At 63.2% G+C, this 16,936-nt stretch carries 17 protein-coding genes; 6 read left to right on the top strand and 11 right to left on the bottom strand.

All coding sequences use genetic code 11. The features are described 5' to 3' along the window. The 5 genes from R3280_RS11825 to R3280_RS11805 all read right to left on the bottom strand — a co-directional run. The coding region (locus R3280_RS11825) for a RelA/SpoT family protein (RefSeq protein ID WP_413468774.1) at positions 1–1,460 on the bottom strand (1,460 nt) is incomplete at its 3' end. Positions 1,461–1,618: 158 nt separating this feature from the next. Then, complete coding sequence (gene rpoZ, locus R3280_RS11820) at positions 1,619–1,831, bottom strand: DNA-directed RNA polymerase subunit omega (protein WP_318998810.1); 213 nt, start codon at positions 1,829–1,831, stop codon at positions 1,619–1,621. A 108-nt stretch (positions 1,832–1,939) separates the two neighbouring features. Next, positions 1,940–2,572, bottom strand: a complete 633-nt coding sequence (gmk, locus tag R3280_RS11815; RefSeq protein WP_318998809.1) for a guanylate kinase — start codon at positions 2,570–2,572, stop codon at positions 1,940–1,942. A gap of 196 nt (positions 2,573–2,768) precedes the next feature. Beyond that, on the bottom strand, positions 2,769–3,440 hold the full coding sequence (locus tag R3280_RS11810) for a TVP38/TMEM64 family protein (RefSeq protein ID WP_318998808.1): 672 nt from the start codon (positions 3,438–3,440) through the stop codon (positions 2,769–2,771). A gap of 94 nt (positions 3,441–3,534) precedes the next feature. Further along, positions 3,535–4,401 (bottom strand): YicC/YloC family endoribonuclease, encoded by an 867-nt coding sequence (locus tag R3280_RS11805; RefSeq protein WP_318998807.1) that lies wholly within the window; start codon positions 4,399–4,401, stop codon positions 3,535–3,537. A 185-nt stretch (positions 4,402–4,586) separates the two neighbouring features. Here R3280_RS11805 and rph point away from each other — a divergent pair, with 185 nt between their 5' ends. Beyond that, on the top strand, positions 4,587–5,306 hold the full coding sequence (rph, locus tag R3280_RS11800; protein WP_318998806.1) for a ribonuclease PH: 720 nt from the start codon (positions 4,587–4,589) through the stop codon (positions 5,304–5,306). Positions 5,307–5,361: 55 nt separating this feature from the next. Here rph and R3280_RS11795 read toward each other — a convergent pair whose 3' ends face one another. Beyond that, entirely contained in the window at positions 5,362–6,168 is an 807-nt protein-coding gene (locus R3280_RS11795) for an exodeoxyribonuclease III (RefSeq protein ID WP_318998805.1), read from the bottom strand. 82 nt (positions 6,169–6,250) lie between these two features. On the opposite strand from R3280_RS11795, the gene pyrE reads away from it, so the two are divergent. Further along, a complete protein-coding gene (gene pyrE, locus R3280_RS11790; RefSeq protein ID WP_318998804.1) occupies positions 6,251–6,889 on the top strand; it encodes an orotate phosphoribosyltransferase in 639 nt (212 codons plus the stop codon). A gap of 139 nt (positions 6,890–7,028) precedes the next feature. Then, the gene (locus tag R3280_RS11785; protein ID WP_318998803.1) at positions 7,029–7,682 is read left to right on the top strand and encodes a DUF4124 domain-containing protein; all 654 of its coding nucleotides are present in this window, start codon (positions 7,029–7,031) and stop codon (positions 7,680–7,682) included. Between the two features lie 114 nt (positions 7,683–7,796). On the opposite strand, the gene R3280_RS11780 is transcribed toward R3280_RS11785, so the two are convergent. Continuing rightward, complete coding sequence (locus R3280_RS11780) at positions 7,797–8,210, bottom strand: hypothetical protein (protein WP_318998802.1); 414 nt, start codon at positions 8,208–8,210, stop codon at positions 7,797–7,799. A 352-nt stretch (positions 8,211–8,562) separates the two neighbouring features. On the opposite strand from R3280_RS11780, the gene R3280_RS11775 reads away from it, so the two are divergent. Beyond that, positions 8,563–9,078: a fibronectin type III domain-containing protein gene (locus tag R3280_RS11775; RefSeq protein ID WP_318998801.1), complete on the top strand. Its 516-nt coding sequence runs from the start codon at positions 8,563–8,565 to the stop codon at positions 9,076–9,078. 16 nt (positions 9,079–9,094) lie between these two features. Here R3280_RS11775 and R3280_RS11770 read toward each other — a convergent pair whose 3' ends face one another. Then, positions 9,095–9,415 (bottom strand): DUF2782 domain-containing protein, encoded by a 321-nt coding sequence (locus R3280_RS11770; RefSeq protein ID WP_318998800.1) that lies wholly within the window; start codon positions 9,413–9,415, stop codon positions 9,095–9,097. A 131-nt stretch (positions 9,416–9,546) separates the two neighbouring features. On the opposite strand from R3280_RS11770, the gene polA reads away from it, so the two are divergent. Together polA and R3280_RS11760 are read left to right on the top strand one after the other, a co-directional pair. Continuing rightward, positions 9,547–12,318 (top strand): DNA polymerase I, encoded by a 2,772-nt coding sequence (polA, locus tag R3280_RS11765; protein WP_318998799.1) that lies wholly within the window; start codon positions 9,547–9,549, stop codon positions 12,316–12,318. Positions 12,319–12,603: 285 nt separating this feature from the next. Then, positions 12,604–12,969, top strand: coding sequence for a hypothetical protein (locus R3280_RS11760; RefSeq protein WP_318998798.1), 366 nt, complete (start codon positions 12,604–12,606; stop codon positions 12,967–12,969). Between the two features lie 2 nt (positions 12,970–12,971). On the opposite strand, the gene R3280_RS11755 is transcribed toward R3280_RS11760, so the two are convergent. The 3 genes from R3280_RS11755 to R3280_RS11745 all read right to left on the bottom strand — a co-directional run bounded on the left by R3280_RS11755 (position 12,972) and on the right by R3280_RS11745 (position 16,641). After that, positions 12,972–14,354 (bottom strand): OmpP1/FadL family transporter, encoded by a 1,383-nt coding sequence (locus R3280_RS11755; protein WP_318998797.1) that lies wholly within the window; start codon positions 14,352–14,354, stop codon positions 12,972–12,974. Positions 14,355–14,452: 98 nt separating this feature from the next. Continuing rightward, positions 14,453–15,574 carry a PilT/PilU family type 4a pilus ATPase gene (locus tag R3280_RS11750; RefSeq protein ID WP_318998796.1) on the bottom strand — a complete coding sequence of 374 codons (1,122 nt, stop codon included), beginning with the start codon at positions 15,572–15,574 and terminating at the stop codon, positions 14,453–14,455. A gap of 32 nt (positions 15,575–15,606) precedes the next feature. After that, positions 15,607–16,641, bottom strand: a complete 1,035-nt coding sequence (locus R3280_RS11745; RefSeq protein ID WP_318998795.1) for a type IV pilus twitching motility protein PilT — start codon at positions 16,639–16,641, stop codon at positions 15,607–15,609. Positions 16,642–16,936: the final 295 nt, after the last annotated feature.

Genomic DNA, 16,936 nt, shown 5'->3' with positions numbered 1-16,936 from the left:
TGGTTCTTGAGCGCGTGGCGGATGCTGCTGCGGGCCTTGCCGGTGACCACGAAGCCCAGCCATGCCGGATTCGGACGGGCACCAGGGGCGGTGATGATCTCCACCGTCTGGCCACTCTGTAACGGCTGGCTCAGGGACGCCAGGTTGCGGTTGATGCGGCAGGCCACACAGGCATTACCGATGTCGGTGTGAATGGCGTAGGCGAAGTCCACCGGGGTGGCGCCACCCGGCAGTTCCAGAATCTTGCCCTTGGGGGTGAACACGTAGATCTCGTCCGGGAACAGGTCCACCTTGACGTGCTCGATGAACTCCAGCGAGTCGTCGGTGCGCTCCCGCATTTCCATCAGGCCCTTGACCCAGCGATCCACCCGGTTCTGGTTCACCAGCGACACCGCGGACTGGTCGTTCTTGTACATCCAGTGGGCGGCGATGCCGTTATTGGCCACCTGCTCCATCTCCTCGGTGCGGATCTGGATCTCGATATTGACGTGCATGCCGAACAGGGTGGTGTGCAGGGACTGGTAGCCATTGGCCTTGGGCATGGCAATGTAGTCCTTGAACCGGCCCGGCAGCGGCTTGTACAGGCTGTGTACCGCTCCCAGGATGCGGTAGCAGTCGTCCTCGCTCTCGGTGATAATGCGGAAAGCGTAGACATCCATGATTTCATGGAAGGATTTCTGCTTGAACTTCATCTTGTTGTAGATGCTGTTCAGGTGTTTCTCGCGGCCGAGGATGCGGCCCGGCAGCCCCCGCTCCGAGAGTTTCTCCTCCAGCTTGCCGCGAATCTCCTCGATGATTTCCTGGTGGCTGCCCCGCAGCTTGCTGACCGCCTGGGAGATGTAGCGTGAGCGCATCGGGTAGAGCGACGCGAAGCCCAGGTCCTCAAGTTCGGTGCAGACACTGTGCATGCCCAGGCGGTTGGCGATGGGCGCGTAGATGTCGAGGGTTTCGGTGGCGATGCGCTGGCGCTTCTCGTAGGGCAGCGGGCCCAGGGTGCGCATGTTGTGGAGCCGGTCTGCCAGCTTCACCAGGATCACGCGGATGTCCCGGGCCATAGCCAGGGTCATTTTCTGGAAGTTCTCGGCCTGGGCCTCGGCGCGGGTGCGGAACTCGATCTGGGTCAGTTTGCTGACGCCGTCCACCAGGTCCGCCACCGGCTCGCCGAACTGCTCGGACAGGGCGTCCTTGGGAATGCCGGTGTCCTCGATGACGTCGTGCAGCATGGCCGCCATGAGGCTCTGGTGGTCCAGCTTCAGGTCCGCCAGGATGTGGGCCACCGCCAGCGGGTGGGTGATGTAGGGCTCGCCACTACGACGCTTCTGGCCCTCGTGGGCCTGTTCAGCATAATAGTAGGCACGCCGCACCTGGTTGATGCGGGAACTGTCGAGGTAGCTGCTGAGCTGGTTAACCAACCCTTCGACCGAGGCTGACGCCTCGGGTGAAACCGCGCCTTCGTACAATTCTCATCACCCCTGAAATCCGCAGACAAAAAAACCCGAATGCTCACATCCGGGTCCTTCCGATGCCCTTCGGGCCTGGCCTATTCGGCCAACCCTCTCTCACACTATAAAAGCGTGGGGGCAGAATTCAATGCCTGTTCAGAACGGCACTGAAATTTTTACTCGTCGTCGTCCACTTTCAGAAGATCGCGGCTGATCTTGCCTTCGGCGATCTCCCGCAGGGCGATAACTGTGGGCTTGTCGTTCTCTTCCGCCACCAGCGGTTCGTGGCCCTTGGTCGCGAGCTGACGGGCCCGCTTGGTGGCCAGCATCACCAACTGGAAGCGGTTATCAACGTGCTCAAGGCAATCTTCAACGGTTACTCGTGCCATAACTTCCCCGACTGTCGGTCTGATTGATTCGTGTTGGCGGCTGGCGCCCGCGGTCGGGCGCAATTGCAGACCGCGTAGTGTAATCGCAGCCGCTCAATTTGTATAGATTCAACGCTTGCCCACCAGGCGCGCCAGCAGCTCCCCGTGGCGAACCGCCTGGGCCTGCATCCGCAGCCGCTGGCCCCGCACGATGGCCCGCAGGTCCGCCAGGGCCACGTCGAAGACGTCGTTTACCACCAGGTAGTCGAACTCCTGGGCATGGCTGCATTCCTCCCCGGCCTCCCGTAACCGACGCGCCACCACCTCCGGCGCGTCGGTGCCGCGGCCGGTGAGCCGGGCCTCCAGGATTTCCGGTGACGGCGGCACGATAAAGATGCCGACGCACGCCGGCATCAGGCGCCGCACCTGCATCGCACCTTGCCAGTCGATCTCCAGGATCACATCCCGGCCCTCGTTCAGGGTCTGCTCCACCCAGACCTGGGAGGTACCATAGTAGTTGCCGAAAACATCGGCATGCTCGAGGAACTCATTGCGCCCGATCATGGCCTCGAAGGTTTCCCGGCTGACGAAGTGGTAATTGACCCCGTCCTCCTCGCCCCGACGCATGGGTCGGGTGGTGTGGGAGACCGACACCCCCAGGCGGGGATCGTCTGCCACCAGGGCGCTGACCAGGCTGGTCTTGCCGGCGCCGGAGGGCGCGGAGATCACATACAGCGTGCCTTTTTCAACGGCCTGATTCATTGCGGCATAAGCTCCAGTGCGTGGGTAGGCATGAGACGAAACGGGCTGCTCCGGCACCCGGCAGCGCCATCAAAAACGGACAAAAACAGGCCCCGATTCTAGCAGTTAGGCTACTGCAGGTGCCACAGACGCCCCGTCCTGATGATGGCAGGGCTTATTCGAAAGCCCCTCGGCTCCCGGGGTTAAAAAGCCGCGGCTATCGACTGAGCCTGAGCCAGCGCGCCAGACGGGAACGGGGATGCCGGCTGAGGGACCATGGCAGCCAGACCATGACAGCGAGAATCGCCAACGCGGCAACCACAGTGAGCAGCGGGTTAAGTCTGAACGTGTTTCCCAGCCCGGCAAACACCACCGTCATGGGCAACATTCCGATAAAGGTAGCCACTGCAAAACGCCAGGTCTGTATGGCGGTGACGCCGGCGGCGTAACTGATCAGGGCAAAGGAGAACAGGGGCACCAGTCGCGTCACCAGGATGGCAATGGTCAGGAATCTCTGGGAACCATCCGCTGCCAGCACGGGGTTGTCGGGGAAGCGCTCGCGGATCAGGTCACGCCCCAGGCAGCGGGCGATCCAGAAGGCGGCCAGGGCGCCCACCAGGGCGCCGGTGGCAGCAATGAGTGTGCCCGCAACAATGCCGAACGCCAGGCCTGCGGTCGCGCTGATGGGCAGCGTCGGGATCGGCCCCACCACCACGGCAATGACCATCAGCAGCATCAGCAACAGGGGTCCGGCCGCGCCCCGGCTCCCAAGCCATTCCGACAGCGACCCGGGCGTCAGGTCCGCCGGCATGCCCAGGTTTTGCAGCAGCCACCAGGCGCCCGCCAGAGCCGCGGCAACAAGAACGACTATCGCGATTCTGAATCTCATCCACCCTTCACTGATCACCGGACAGTTTCCGGAGCCGATACCAGGGGGAAGGAAAAGCGGGCGGCAACGTCGGTCCACGAAGCTGTCACCGGCGTCATTCGATATTCTGTACCTGCTCTCGCATCTGCTCGATCAGCACTTTCATGTCCACGGCGACCCGGGTCACGCGGGCGTCGATGGATTTGCTGCTGAGGGTATTGGCTTCCCGGTTGAGTTCCTGCATCAGGAAGTCCAGGCGCCGGCCAATGGCGTCGTCCTGGGCCAGGGTGTCGGACACCTCGGCAATGTGGGCCTCCAGCCGGTCCAGCTCTTCGGCTACATCCGACTTCTGCGCCAGCATGACCATCTCCTGGGCAACCCGCTCCGGCTCCAGCTCCACCCGGGCGGCCTGGAAGCGCTCCCGCAGATTGCTCTCCTGCTGGGCCAGAAGTTCCGGCATCAGTTTGCGCACCGTCGCCACGCCCTCCGCCATGCTGGCCAGGCGATCCTCGAACAGGGGCCGCAGGCGCTCACCCTCGCGCTCCCTTACCTGCACCAGGCTGGCGAGGGTGCGCTCGAAGAGCTCGCCGGCGGCCTCCCGGGCCGGACCGGGATCCTGCTCCACGCCGGACAGCACCCCGGGCCAGCGCAGGATATCCAGAGCGTTGATGTGGGCAGGGTTATCGAGAATGCGGTTGACCTGGTTGGCGGCTTCGTTGACCGCTTCCACCAGCTCCTGATTCACCACCAGACTGTCGCTGGAGGCCTCCGCGCCCTGCAACCGCATGCCCACATCAACCTTGCCGCGGCGCAGACGCTTGCGCAGCTGCTCACGGAAACGGTTCTCCAGGTCCCTGAAGTTGTCCGGCAAGCGGAAGCCCGGTTCCAGATAGCGATGGTTGACCGTGCGGATCTCACAGGTCAGCGTTCCCCAGGGGCCCTGGGCGTCTTCCCGGGCAAAGGCGGTCATGCTCTTGATCATATCCACTCCAGGCAAGGACTCATCGGGACTTGTCAGGTTCCCGAGCTCAGGTTCCTCAGTTTACCAGTCCGCCGATATTCCAGGCGACCTCAACCGCAGGTGGCACCCGGCCATGCTATACTCGGCCACCCTGAACGGGTCATAACGGCCCGGCCATTCATCTTTACAAGCAGGATTCACAGCCTATGCGACCCAGCGGACGCGCCCCGGCCCAGACCAGAGACATCCAGATCACCCGCCACTACACCCGGCATGCCGAAGGCTCGGTGCTGGTGGAGTTCGGCGACACCAAGGTGATCTGTACCGCCTCGGTTGAAAACAAGGTGCCGCCTTTTCTCCGCGGCGAGGGCAAGGGCTGGATCACCGCCGAGTACGGCATGCTGCCCCGCTCCACCGGCAGCCGGATGGGTCGGGAGGCGGCTCGCGGCAAGCAGGGTGGCCGCACGGTGGAAATCCAGCGCCTGATCGGCCGCTCACTGCGGGCGGCGGTGGACCTGAGCAAACTCGGCGAGCACTCCATCACCATCGACTGTGACGTCATCCAGGCTGATGGCGGTACCCGAACCGCCGCCATCACCGGGGGTTGCGTGGCCCTGGTGGATGCCCTGGACAGTCTGGTGGCCAATGGCCGGCTCAAGCAGTCGCCGCTGATCCAGATGGTGGCTGCGGTGTCGGTAGGCATCTATAAGGGCACGCCGGTGGTGGACCTGGACTACCCGGAAGACTCCGAGGCGGAAACCGACATGAACGTCATCATGACCGACCAGGGTGGCTTCATTGAGATTCAGGGCACCGCCGAGGGCGCGCCCTTTGCGCAGGGGGAGCTGGACAGCATGCTGGCCCTGGCCAAGACCGGCATCGACCAGCTGTTTGCAGTTCAGGCCAGGGCTCTGGGCAAGGACTGACAGACAGGACGCAGAAGCGAGGGAGCCTCGCCGGACTCCCTCTTACCCTGACCGGTCAGTGCCCGATTTCGATGTCGTAATCCATGATCAGCGGAGCGTGATCCGAGAAGCGGGTACTGTCGTCGATCCAGCCGTCGGTCACGGTCTTGCGGATACCCGGCGTCAGAATCTGGTAATCGGTGCGGATACCGGAGTGCTTGCGCCAGCCCTCGGCCCATTCCGGCCACCAGGTAAACTGGTTGCTCTGCTTGTTGATCTCGCGGAAGGCGTCAACGGCGCCGAGTTCGTCAAAGAGCTTGTCCAGCCAGGCCCGCTCATGGGGCAGGAAGCCGGACACATCCAGCTTGTGGTAGCGTGAACTGGCATCGGTGACGTGGTGGGCCGCCTGCAGGTTGGCGCAGAAGATGAACTGGCGGCGCTTGCGCAGGGTCTTCTGCATGTGCAGGCCATAGGCCTCCATGAAGGCGTCCTTGTGGTCCAGCGCGGTCTCTTCGTTGTCACCAACGATGGTTTCTTCCCGGCCCAGCGCCGAGGGCGCCAGCACGGAGGCAACACTGACCCTGTCGAAATCCGCCTGGATGAAGCGGCCTTCCCGGTCGGCCTGGGCACTGGCGAAGCCGTACATGATGGCCTTCGGAAAATGCCGGGTGTAGATACCCACCCCACCGTCCTCGTTTTTCTCGCCGTCGATGAAGTAGGCTTCGTAGCCCTTCGGAATCAGGCCCAGGTCCTCGATTTCATAGGCCCGCATGCGATGATCCTGGACACAGACCACATCAGCGTCCTGCTTCGCCAGCCAGTCGAAAAAGCCTCGGTCCACGGCCTGGGCCAGACCGTTGACGCTGATGGATACTACCCGCATACGTGTTCCCTGATTCGGTTTGAGTGTATGATACCGCTTTTACACGTTATTAAAAGAATCTCACCCCGCCAGAAGCCTTGCCATGCACGACTACCAGCGCGACTTTATCGAATTTGCCATCCAGCGGGAGGTGCTGCGGTTCGGCCAGTTCACCCTGAAGTCCGGCCGCACCAGCCCCTACTTCTTTAACGCCGGCCTGTTCAACAGCGGCAACGATCTGGTTCAGCTGGGCAATGCCTACGCCGCCGCACTCCAGCGCAGCGCCCTGGATTATGACATCCTGTTCGGACCTGCCTATAAGGGCATCCCGCTGGCCACCGCCACCGCGATGGCCCTGGCCAACGCCGGCGACAATCGCCCCTACGCCTTCAACCGCAAGGAGAAGAAGGACCACGGCGAGGGTGGCAACCTGGTGGGCGCGCCGCTTAGGGGCCGGGTACTGATCGTGGACGACGTCATCACCGCCGGCACCGCCATTCGTGAAGCCATCGACCTGATCCACGGCGCTGGCGCCGAGCCTGCCGGCGTACTCATCGCACTGGATCGCCAGGAGCGCGGCACCGGTGAGCGCTCGGCGATCCAGGAGGTGGAGGCCCAGTTCGGGATCCCGGTGGTCAGCATCATCCAGCTCGACCAGGTTCTGGCCTACATCGACAATACCCCTGGTTTCTCCCACCACGCCACCGCAGTGGCGGAGTATCGCCGAAACTACGGGGTGTGATACCGGGCTGGTACCGGCCTGATCCGAACCTGTAACAGACCACAACGCCGGCGTTACACAGATTGCCTGTGGTTCGGGCCGCCGGGTTTGGTATGCTGGGGCCTGATAGGCAATTCGACCGGAGCATCGCCCCCACGCCATGAATCGTCCCGTTAGATCCGTCCTCAGCTATGGCCTGTGTGCCCTGCTGCTGGCTGCCGCCAGCGCCGAGGCGCGCATGTACCGTTACACCGACGACAACGGCCAACTGGTCATCAGCAACACCGTGCCCTCCGACGCCACGTCCCGCGGTTATGAGATCCTCAACGACCAGGGCCGGGTTATCCAGACCATCGCGCCGGCACCGACCGAAGAGGAGCTCGCCGCCCGGGCCGCCGCTGAGGAGCGTGAAGCCCAGGAGGCCCGCCAGCGTGAGGCGGACGCCAAGCTTTTGCGCCGATTCAGCCACCCGGATGACGCCGTCCGTGCCATGCACCGCAAGCTGCAGGAGATGCAGAGCCTCAACCAGCTCAAGCGCGGCAATATTTCAGTGATCGTCAACCAGCTCGACGAAGAGCAGGCCCGGGCGGCGGACCTGGAGCGTTCCGGCCGCGAAATCCCGGACGCCACCCTGCAGAAGATCGAGCGGCTTCAGGCCCAGATCCGCGAGATCGAGCGGGAGATCGTGGTTCAGAACTCGGAAATCGAAACCATGCGCAAGCGCTTCGTTCAGGACATCGAACGCCTGGAAGAGATCACCGGGGAGCGCCGCAGCCTGCCCCTGGACCCGGAAACCGCCGCAAGCGAACAGTGATTCCGGGGACAAATGAAATTGGGCTCAGGTGAAACCTTCACCGGACCCCAATATCCTCTCATACCAACCCAAAAAGGCCGCCCGAAGGCGGCCTTCCTGTTACCGCAACACCGCTCAGGCGGATGCTGTGGTGCTCTTCTTGGCAGTGCTGCTGGTCTTGCGCGCCGCCGGCTTCTTGGCAGTGGTGTTGGAAGCCACGTTCTTCTTGGTGGACTGGGCCACGCTGGTCACTTCGTCAGCGGCGTCGGCCACACCTTCGGAAGCTTCCTTCTCGAGGCGCGCCACCAGGTCACCTGCAAAGCTGCCGAACCGGGTGTTCAGGCTACGCAGCTGGTCGAACAGGCTCTCGCTGTAGCCGTTGTAGCGCTTACGCAGGTTCTTGACGCTGTATTCGCGGGCTTCGCTTTCCAGCTTCTCGGCGTACTCGAACGGCTTGGAGGCCAGCTTCTTCTGCTGCTCTTCCGCAGCGTTGATGCCTTTCTCGACGATTTCCTGGATCTGTTCCTGATAGCTCTTGAGTTTACCCATGATAATGCTCCTTTCGCGTTGATCTCACGTGCCGGTAGCACGCTGGATATGTGACGGTGCGGATCACCGTTTCCTCGATTCAACGCCTACTCTACGGGGCAAAATTAGAATGTTCATACTAATGACGACACTGACCGAAACCTCCTCGCCGCCGGGGTTGTTCATACGCCCATCCCCCACGGGACAGGCGCATCAGGCGCCGCTGAGGGGGTCACGGAATAGCAATCTTGAGTAACAGTCACTTGCAGTTGCGAATCAAATTCGGATAATCGTGCGCTGTTTGTGCCGGCGTCAATCGCCGGCGGCACCCTGGAAAAGACAACTCTCGAACATGGATGTGGAGAGCACCAGCATGACCAACACCCTTGCGCTGATGATTGTCGGCCTCTGCCTGGCCCTGGCGGGATGCCGGGAAGACCTGGGCCAGTCCGCGGCCGCCGCTCCGGACGCCTACCATGCCGCTGAGCAGCGGGAACAGCAGAGCCTGGCGGCGCTGAAGCAGACCCTGGGCGGGCCCACCGCGGTCAGCGCACCGGTTAACCAAGCAAGGAGTGAAGCCGGGCCTGTAGCGACGCCGCCACCGCAGATCGGAGGCTCGCCGCCGCCGAGGCCGACACTGAGCTGGACGCCGCCGGCGACCCGTGAGGACGGTTCAAGGCTTGCGGTGGGGGAGATCAGGGGCTATCGGCTGTACTTCCGCCTGCGTCATCAGGACCGGTTCGAGAGCATCACCCTGGATGGGCCGGACGCCACCCGCTTTTCCCTGGCCTCCCTGCCCCCTGGCGCCTACGAATTTACGGTCACCACACTGGATCAGGCGGGCCTTGAGAGCCGGCGCTCGGAGCCGGTCAGCATAGATCTTATCTAGGCGTCGCTGCGGCCACTCACCAGCTGAAAATGACCCAGCTGGGTATCCGGAGCTGGGACTGATCCTGCCGCACCCAGCCGTCCGGCGCCGGCACCAGGTAATAGGGCGGACCCACCTTGGGCACCACCTTGATTTCCCGCAGCTCGCCGTTGACCCGGTATTCGTAGAAAGTGGCGTCCTCGTCGGCGGTGATCACCACCTGGGGCTCGTTGGCGTCACGCTGGTAATCGGAGGTCACCACCGGCTCCTCCGGTTTCTCCACCTCCTGGGCGGATACCGGGCTGGCGGCCCAAATCAGGGTGACGGCAAGCAGGCCCGAGATTGCGAGTGTTTTCATGATAACCTTGTCAGCCAGACGGTGAACGACGTCCCAGGGCCCTTCGAGCACAGAGGCCGGCACAAAGGCGTCTTTCCTGAAGTGTACACAAGGCTTTTCACTCTTCAATCAGAATCCGGACCCGATTTGATATGAGTCAGCAGCAGACCCCGCCGGTCGTCCTCGTCGATGGTTCCTCTTATCTGTTCCGGGCCTATCACGCCCTGCCGCCACTGACCACCAGCAAGGACCACCCCACCGGCGCCATCAAGGGGGTGATCAGCATGATCCGGCGTCTGGAGCAGGACTTTCCCGGCTCCCGCATCGTGGTGGTGTTCGACGCCAAAGGCAAAACCTTCCGTCACGAGCTGTACGAGGACTACAAGGCCAACCGGCCGCCCATGCCGGACGACCTGGCGTGCCAGATCAAGCCGATCCACCAGATCATCGAAGCCATGGGGCTGCCGCTTCTGATCGAGCCCGAGGTGGAGGCGGATGATGTCATCGGCACCCTCGCCAACGAGGCCACCGCCACGGGCGTGGAGGTGGTCATCTCCACCGGCGACAAGGACATGGCACAACTGGTCAGCGACCACGTCACCCTGATCAACACCATGACCGAGACCCGCATGGACCGGGACGGGGTGGTGGAAAAATTCGGCATCCGGCCGGACCAGATGGTGGACTATCTGGCCCTGGTGGGCGACACCGTCGATAACATCCCCGGTGTGCCCAAGTGCGGCCCCAAGACCGCAGTCAAATGGCTCCAGGCCTACGACACCCTGGACAACCTCATGGCCCACGCCGATGAGATCAAGGGCAAGATCGGCGAGAACCTGCGGGCCTCACTGGAAACCCTGCCGCTGAGCCGCGAGCTGGCCACCATCAAGATGGATGTGGTCCTGGAATTCGGCATCCGCGAACTGGACCCCAAGCCCCAGGACGATGATCGCCTGCGCGAACTCTACGCCGAGTACGAATTCAAATCCTGGCTGGCGGAGCTGGAGCGGGGCGAGGACCCCGGCAACCAGGCCCGGCGCGGCCAGCCTGGGGAAAACCCGGCGCCTGCCAGCAATGCCCCCAATCCTTCTGAAAGCAAGGCTGGCACCGTCGAGCGGAATTACCAGGTCATCACCGACCAGGCGGCTTTCGACGCCTGGCTTGAACGGCTCGAGAGCGCCGACCTCTTCGCCTTCGACACCGAGACCACCAGCCTGAACTACATGGAGGCCCAGATTGTCGGCGTCTCCTTTGCGGTGACTCCCGGCGAGGCCGCCTACGTGCCCCTGGGCCACGATTACATGGGTGCGCCGGAGCAGCTCGACCGGGACGAGATCCTCGCCCGCCTCAAGCCCCTGCTGGAAAGCCCCGAGCACGCCAAGGTGGGGCAGAACCTGAAGTACGACAAGAACGTACTGGCCAATCACGGCATCGTGCTTGCGGGCATTGCCGAGGACACCATGCTGGAGTCCTATGTGCTCAACTCCGTTGCCAGCCGCCACGACATGGACACACTCGCTCTGCAGTACCTGGGGGAGACCACCATCACCTTCGAATCCATTGCCGGCAAGGGCGCCAAGCAGCTCACCTTCAACCAGATCAACCTCGAGCAGGCCGGCCCCTACGCCGCCGAGGACGCCGACATCACCCTGCGCCTGCACCAGGTTCTGCGGCCGAAGCTGGCCGAAACCGGGCGCCTGTGGGAAGTCTACGAAAACATCGATCTGCCGCTGGTGCCGGTGCTCTCCCGCATGGAGCAGCGCGGTGCCCTGATTCGGGCCAGCACTCTGCGTCAGCACAGCCAGGAACTGGCGGAGCGCATGGCGGAACTGGAGGCGGAGGCCCACGCCGAGGCCGGAGAGGTCTTCAACCTGGGGTCCCCCAAGCAGCTGCAGGCGATCTTCTACGACAAGCTGGGTATCCCGGTCATCAAGAAAACCCCCAAGGGCGCGCCCTCCACCGCCGAACCGGTGCTGCAGGAGCTGGCCCACGACCATGCCCTGCCCCGGCTGATCCTGGAGCACCGCAGCCTGAGCAAGCTCAAGTCCACCTACACCGACCGGCTGCCGGAGATGATCAACCACCGCACCGGCCGGGTGCACACGTCCTATCACCAGGCTGTCACCGCCACCGGCCGGCTGTCCTCCTCCGAGCCCAACCTGCAGAACATCCCGATCCGCTCCGAGCAGGGCCGGCGAATCCGCCAGGCCTTTGTGGCGCCGGAGGGTCACAAGCTGATGGCGGCGGACTACTCCCAGATCGAGCTGCGCATCATGGCCCACCTGTCCGGCGACAAGGGCCTGCTGGGTGCCTTTGAAAAGGGCGAGGACATCCATCGGGCCACCGCCGCCGAGGTCTTCGGCGTCGGGGTAGCGGCGGTCAGTGGTGACCAGCGCCGCAGCGCCAAGGCCATCAACTTCGGTCTGATCTACGGCATGTCGGCGTTCGGGCTGGCCCGCCAACTGGGTGTGGAGCGCAAGATCGCCCAGGAATACATCGACCGCTATTTCGAGCGCTACCCCGGCGTGCTGCGCTACATGGATGACATCCGCCGCAAGGCCCACGATGACGGCTACGTCGAGACCCTGTTCGGCCGCCGCCTCTACCTGCCGGAGATCAACGCCCGCAACAAGCAGATGCAGCAGGCCGCCGAGCGCACCGCGATCAATGCGCCCATGCAGGGCACCGCCGCCGACATCATTAAGCGTGCCATGGTGACCGTCGAGGACTGGCTGCTGCAGGAGCACGCCGACCGCGCCCGCATGGTAATGCAGGTGCACGACGAACTGATCCTGGAGGTGCGGGAGGACGCCATCGAGACCATTCGCGAGGGTCTGGTGGCCCGCATGTCCGGCGCCGCCTCCCTGGCGGTGCCCCTGCTGGTGGAGGCCGGCATCGGCGACAACTGGGACCAGGCCCACTGAGCCCCGGCCGGGGAACAGCGCCAGGGGCCAATCCACTGACCAAACGGAGCGATCCTGGTGCGCCGTGCCGCTTTTTGGGCCAGCCGGCACTGTGAGGGAGAGCGGAGCCGGCGTCGCGTGAAACCTCGAAAATGCGTTTAATGCCTGTTTCCTCTGGGAATTTGCCGGCCGCCCGAGTTCTTGCGAAAGGCCCGGCATGGTTTTCGCTACGGAAGCACTGTCGACACCCGGCCGGCTCAACGGCGGGCCGGGTGTCAGCTAGTGACAACCGCAGAGGTGATCCCCATGGCAACCCTGGCTCCCGAACGTAGCTGGTTACTCGACCCCAATCTTCTGAAACTCGTGCATCAGTGCCGACGCCTGATTCATTCAGAATTCGGCGTCAAGCTGCACCTGACCGAGGAGCACCTGGCCCAGCGTCTCGCCACTTACGCCGAGCAGTCCCGTTCCAGCCATCTGGCCAATACCTGGGCCACCCTCAAGGAACGGGTGCCGGCGCTGTCGCCCCAGGCGGAGGGCGAGTCGCCCAAACGCATGTACCGTGGCCAGCCCATTGCGGACGACGACACGGGCCGGCCGGCGCCCGCGGATGGCGGAGAAGGCCCGGCCCGGCAGAAAAAGATCATCTACCGCGGCCAGGTGGTTGGCTAGGATCAGAACGTCTTGCTGAGCTGTATCGCGGCGCCCCAGGCATCCAGCTCGTACTCGCCGGTCAGTCGCGCGGCGCCGGGGGTGGGCTGGTTGTCGCCGAAGGTGTATTCCTCCTCATCCACCGACGGGTCGTCGATGATCAGGTAGCCGGCGGCCAGGTCCACCGTCCAGCCCGAGGGCATGTGGGCGTACTGCCCGCCAAGGGTGATCCAGTGGCGGTCCTCCGACGGTACGCGGGCGGTGCGGAATTCATTCACCGGTGACTCATCGAAGGCGTAGCCGGCCCTCAGGGCCACTGCGGGCGTCGCCTGCCAGACGGTACCCACGGCGGCCGACCAGGTGTCCTTCCACTGCTCCGGCACATGGCCGATTACCCCGGGCTCGCCGTACTTCTGTTCCCCCAGAAAGGAGATGGTCTCGTTGGGGGTGCCGGCGTTGGCCTGGGTGCTGAGTACATCCAGCGACTCGAAGCGGCTCCAGCGGGTCCAGCTGACACTGGCCAGCAGGGTCACGGTGTCCACCGCTTTATGGCTGACGCCGAAGGTGAGCTGTTCGGGAATCGCCAGCGGCACCCGCGCATTTTCGGTCAGGGTCTGGGTCTGACCGGTGGGGCCGGTGGGACCGAACACCGGGGCGTTGGTCAGGGTGGCGTCGCCTTCCACATCCAGCTCGGTCTCGGTGCGGAACACCAGACCAAAACGGGTGGATTCCACCGGCTGGTACTGGATGCCGAAGGTGTAGTTGACCGCCACGTCGTCGCCCTCCACCTCGAAATAACCGTCCTGGGGCAGCCCCTGGGACTGGAAATCGGAGAACTTGCTGAGGGTGCCCTCGGCGTAGAGCACATTGACGCTGAAGCCGCCTGAGAAGCCCTCGTTATCGGTGAAGCCCAGGGCCGGGCTGAAGCTGACCACCGTGAGATCGGTCTCGTCGGCGAAGAAACGGCCCACAAAGCCGTCATTGTAGTCTGCGGTCAGACCGTAAGGCGCGTTCAGGCCAAAACCCACTGCGACGTTGTCGTTGAGCTTGTGGTTGAGGTAGAGGTTGGGCACCACCGCGCTGGGCACGAAGTCGCCACCGTCGTTGCCGGTCACCGGGCTGCCGTCGTCACGCACGGCACTGCCCTCGAAATCGCCGGTGACGTCCAGTACAGCCGCACCGAAGGACACCTGGGTGCCCTCAAGCTCGGTCATGCCGGCGGGATTGAAATAGACGGTGGAGGCGTTCTCGGGATTGGCGACGGCGCCGGCGTTGGCCACGCCGGACGCGGCGGCCCCCTGTTCATTCAGGGCATAACCGCCGGCCAGGGCGCTGGCGGGCGCCAGCACCAGCAGAGCGGGCAGGAAACAGGTTCTGAATCCGGTTCTGTCTGTGTTTTTCTGCATACATCCCCCTTGGTGAGGGGCGCAGTGTCGGCAGCACGAACCTTAAACATCAAATGACAAACCGGGCCGCTCCGAATCCGAACAGATTGAACGACTGGTCAATCGTTCTGTATGGACAGTTTGTCAACACTGGAAGACAGCTTGTCGGCTCCGTGTGCGTCTGCGCCCAGCTTGATCATCAGTCGCAGATCGTTCGCAGAATCGGCGTGTGCCAATGCATCTTCGTACGTGATCGAACCTTCAGCATACAGCCGGTAGAGCGCCTGGTCGAATGTCTGCATACCCGCCTCGGTGGATTTGGCCATCAGCTCCTTGAGCTTGTGGACCTCGCCCTTGCGGATCATGTCCGCCACCAGCGGGGTATTGATCAGCACCTCGATGACCGCGCGCCGGCCCTTGCCGTCCGGGGTGGGCACCAACTGCTGGGCCACGATGGCCCGCAGGTTCAGCGACAGGTCCATCCAGATCTGGTTGTGCTGGTCGGGGTTGAAGAACTGGATGATCCGGTCCAGGGCCTGGTTGGCGTTGTTGGCGTGCAGGGTGGCCAGACACAGGTGGCCGGTTTCGGCGAACTGCACCGAGTACTCCATGGTCTGCTTGGTACGCACCTCGCCGATCAGGATGACGTCCGGCGCCTGACGCAGGGTGTTCTTCAGGGCCACCTCGAAGCTCTCGGTATCGATACCCACTTCCCGCTGGGTGACGATGCAGCCCTGGTGCTGGTGCACGAACTCGATCGGATCCTCGATGGAGATGATGTGACCCCGGCTGTTACGGTTGCGGTGGCCGATCATCGCCGCCAGCGAAGTGGATTGACCGGTGCCGGTGGCACCCACGAACAGAATCAGGCCCCGCTTGGTCATGGCCAGGTCCTTGATGACCTCCGGCAGCGACAGCTCGTCCAGCTGCGGAATCTTCACTTCGATGCGACGCAGCACCATGCCGCAGAGGTTGCGCTGGAAGAAGGCACTGGCGCGAAAACGACCGACGCCGCGAGCGCTGATGGCGAAGTTGCACTCGTGGGTGGTCTCGAACTCCTCGCGCTGCTTGTCGTTCATGGCGCCGTAGACGAACTCGCGGGTCTGCTCCGGCGTCAGGGCGTTCTTGGTGACGGGCAGGACCTTGCCGTTCACCTTCATGCTGGGGGGCACCCCGGCGGTGATGAAGAGATCGGAGCCGCCCTTTTCCACCATTAATCGCAGCAGTTTTTCAAAATCCATGGCACACCTGTTCGGTTCGAGTAGTTGGCCGGTTAGAAGTTATCCGGCATCTTGGCCTTGGCCCGGGCCGCGTCGCGGGAGATCAGGCCTTTCTGCAGCAGCTTCTGCAGGGTCTGGTCCAGCGTGGTCATGCCCAGGGAGCCGCCAGTCTGGATCGCCGAGTACATCTGCGCCACCTTGTCTTCCCGGATCAGGTTCCGGATCGCGGCGGTGCCGATCATGATCTCGTGGGCGGCAATCCGGCCGCCGCCCATTTTCTTCATCAGGGTCTGGGAGATAACCGCCTGCAGCGACTCCGACAGCATGGAGCGCACCATGGACTTCTCCTCGGCCGGAAAGACGTCAACGATACGGTCGATGGTCTTGGCGGCGGAGGTTGTATGCAGGGTGCCGAACACCAGGTGACCGGTTTCGGCAGCGGTCAGCGCCAGGCGAATGGTTTCCAGGTCCCGCAGCTCACCCACCAGGATGATGTCGGGGTCTTCCCGCAGGGCCGAGCGCAGCGCCTCGTTGAAGCCCAGGGTGTCACGATGGACCTCACGCTGGTTGACCAGGCACTTCTTGGATTCGTGGACGAATTCGATCGGATCTTCAATGGTCAGCACGTGCTCGTAACGGGTATCGTTGATGTAGTCGAGCATGGCCGCCAGGGTGGTGGACTTGCCGGAGCCGGTGGGGCCGGTGACCAGCACCAGGCCCCGGGGCACCGAAGACACATCCTTGAAGACCTGGCCCATGCCCAGGTCCTCCATCGTCAGGACCTTGGAGGGGATGGTCCGGAACACCGCGCCGGCGCCCCGGTTCTGGTTAAAGGCGTTGACCCGGAAGCGGGCGACGCCGGGTACTTCGAAGGAAAAGTCGGTCTCGAGGAATTCTTCGTAGTCCTTGCGCTGCTTGTCGTTCATGATGTCGTAGATCAGGCCGTGGACTTCCTTGTGCTCCATCGGCGGCAGATTGATCCGGCGAACATCGCCGTCAACACGAATCATGGGGGGAAGACCGGCAGACAGGTGTAAGTCGGACGCGCCCTGTTTTGCCGAGAACGCCAGCAGTTCAGTAATATCCATAGAGTTCCTCGGATGGCTTGTGGAGCATCTGATTGACTCCTGGATGGTCTCTGCGGGCTCTGACGGCTGTAGCTGCAAGGCGCTGCTCGCCTCCAATGGCCGTAGCCCTTGGCAAGAGTAGCAACGCGGCAGATGCAGCCGTCAGAGCTCGCCCTTCGGGGCTTTCAGAGCAATCCACACTCGGCGTTGCGACTTCTTGTAAGGTCCAGACATTACTGCAAAGTCGCGCCTTGATTGTGAATCGCTCTGAAAGCCAGAGACCATCCAGGAGTTAATCAGAGGCTCCTTGTCTTGG

The sequence above is a fragment of the Marinobacter sp. genome (genome assembly GCF_033722195.1).
In the GTDB taxonomy this organism is placed as follows: domain Bacteria; phylum Pseudomonadota; class Gammaproteobacteria; order Pseudomonadales; family Oleiphilaceae; genus Marinobacter.
The sequence above is the reverse complement of the archived record's forward strand: the minus strand, read 5'-3'. Positions and strand labels throughout refer to the sequence as shown.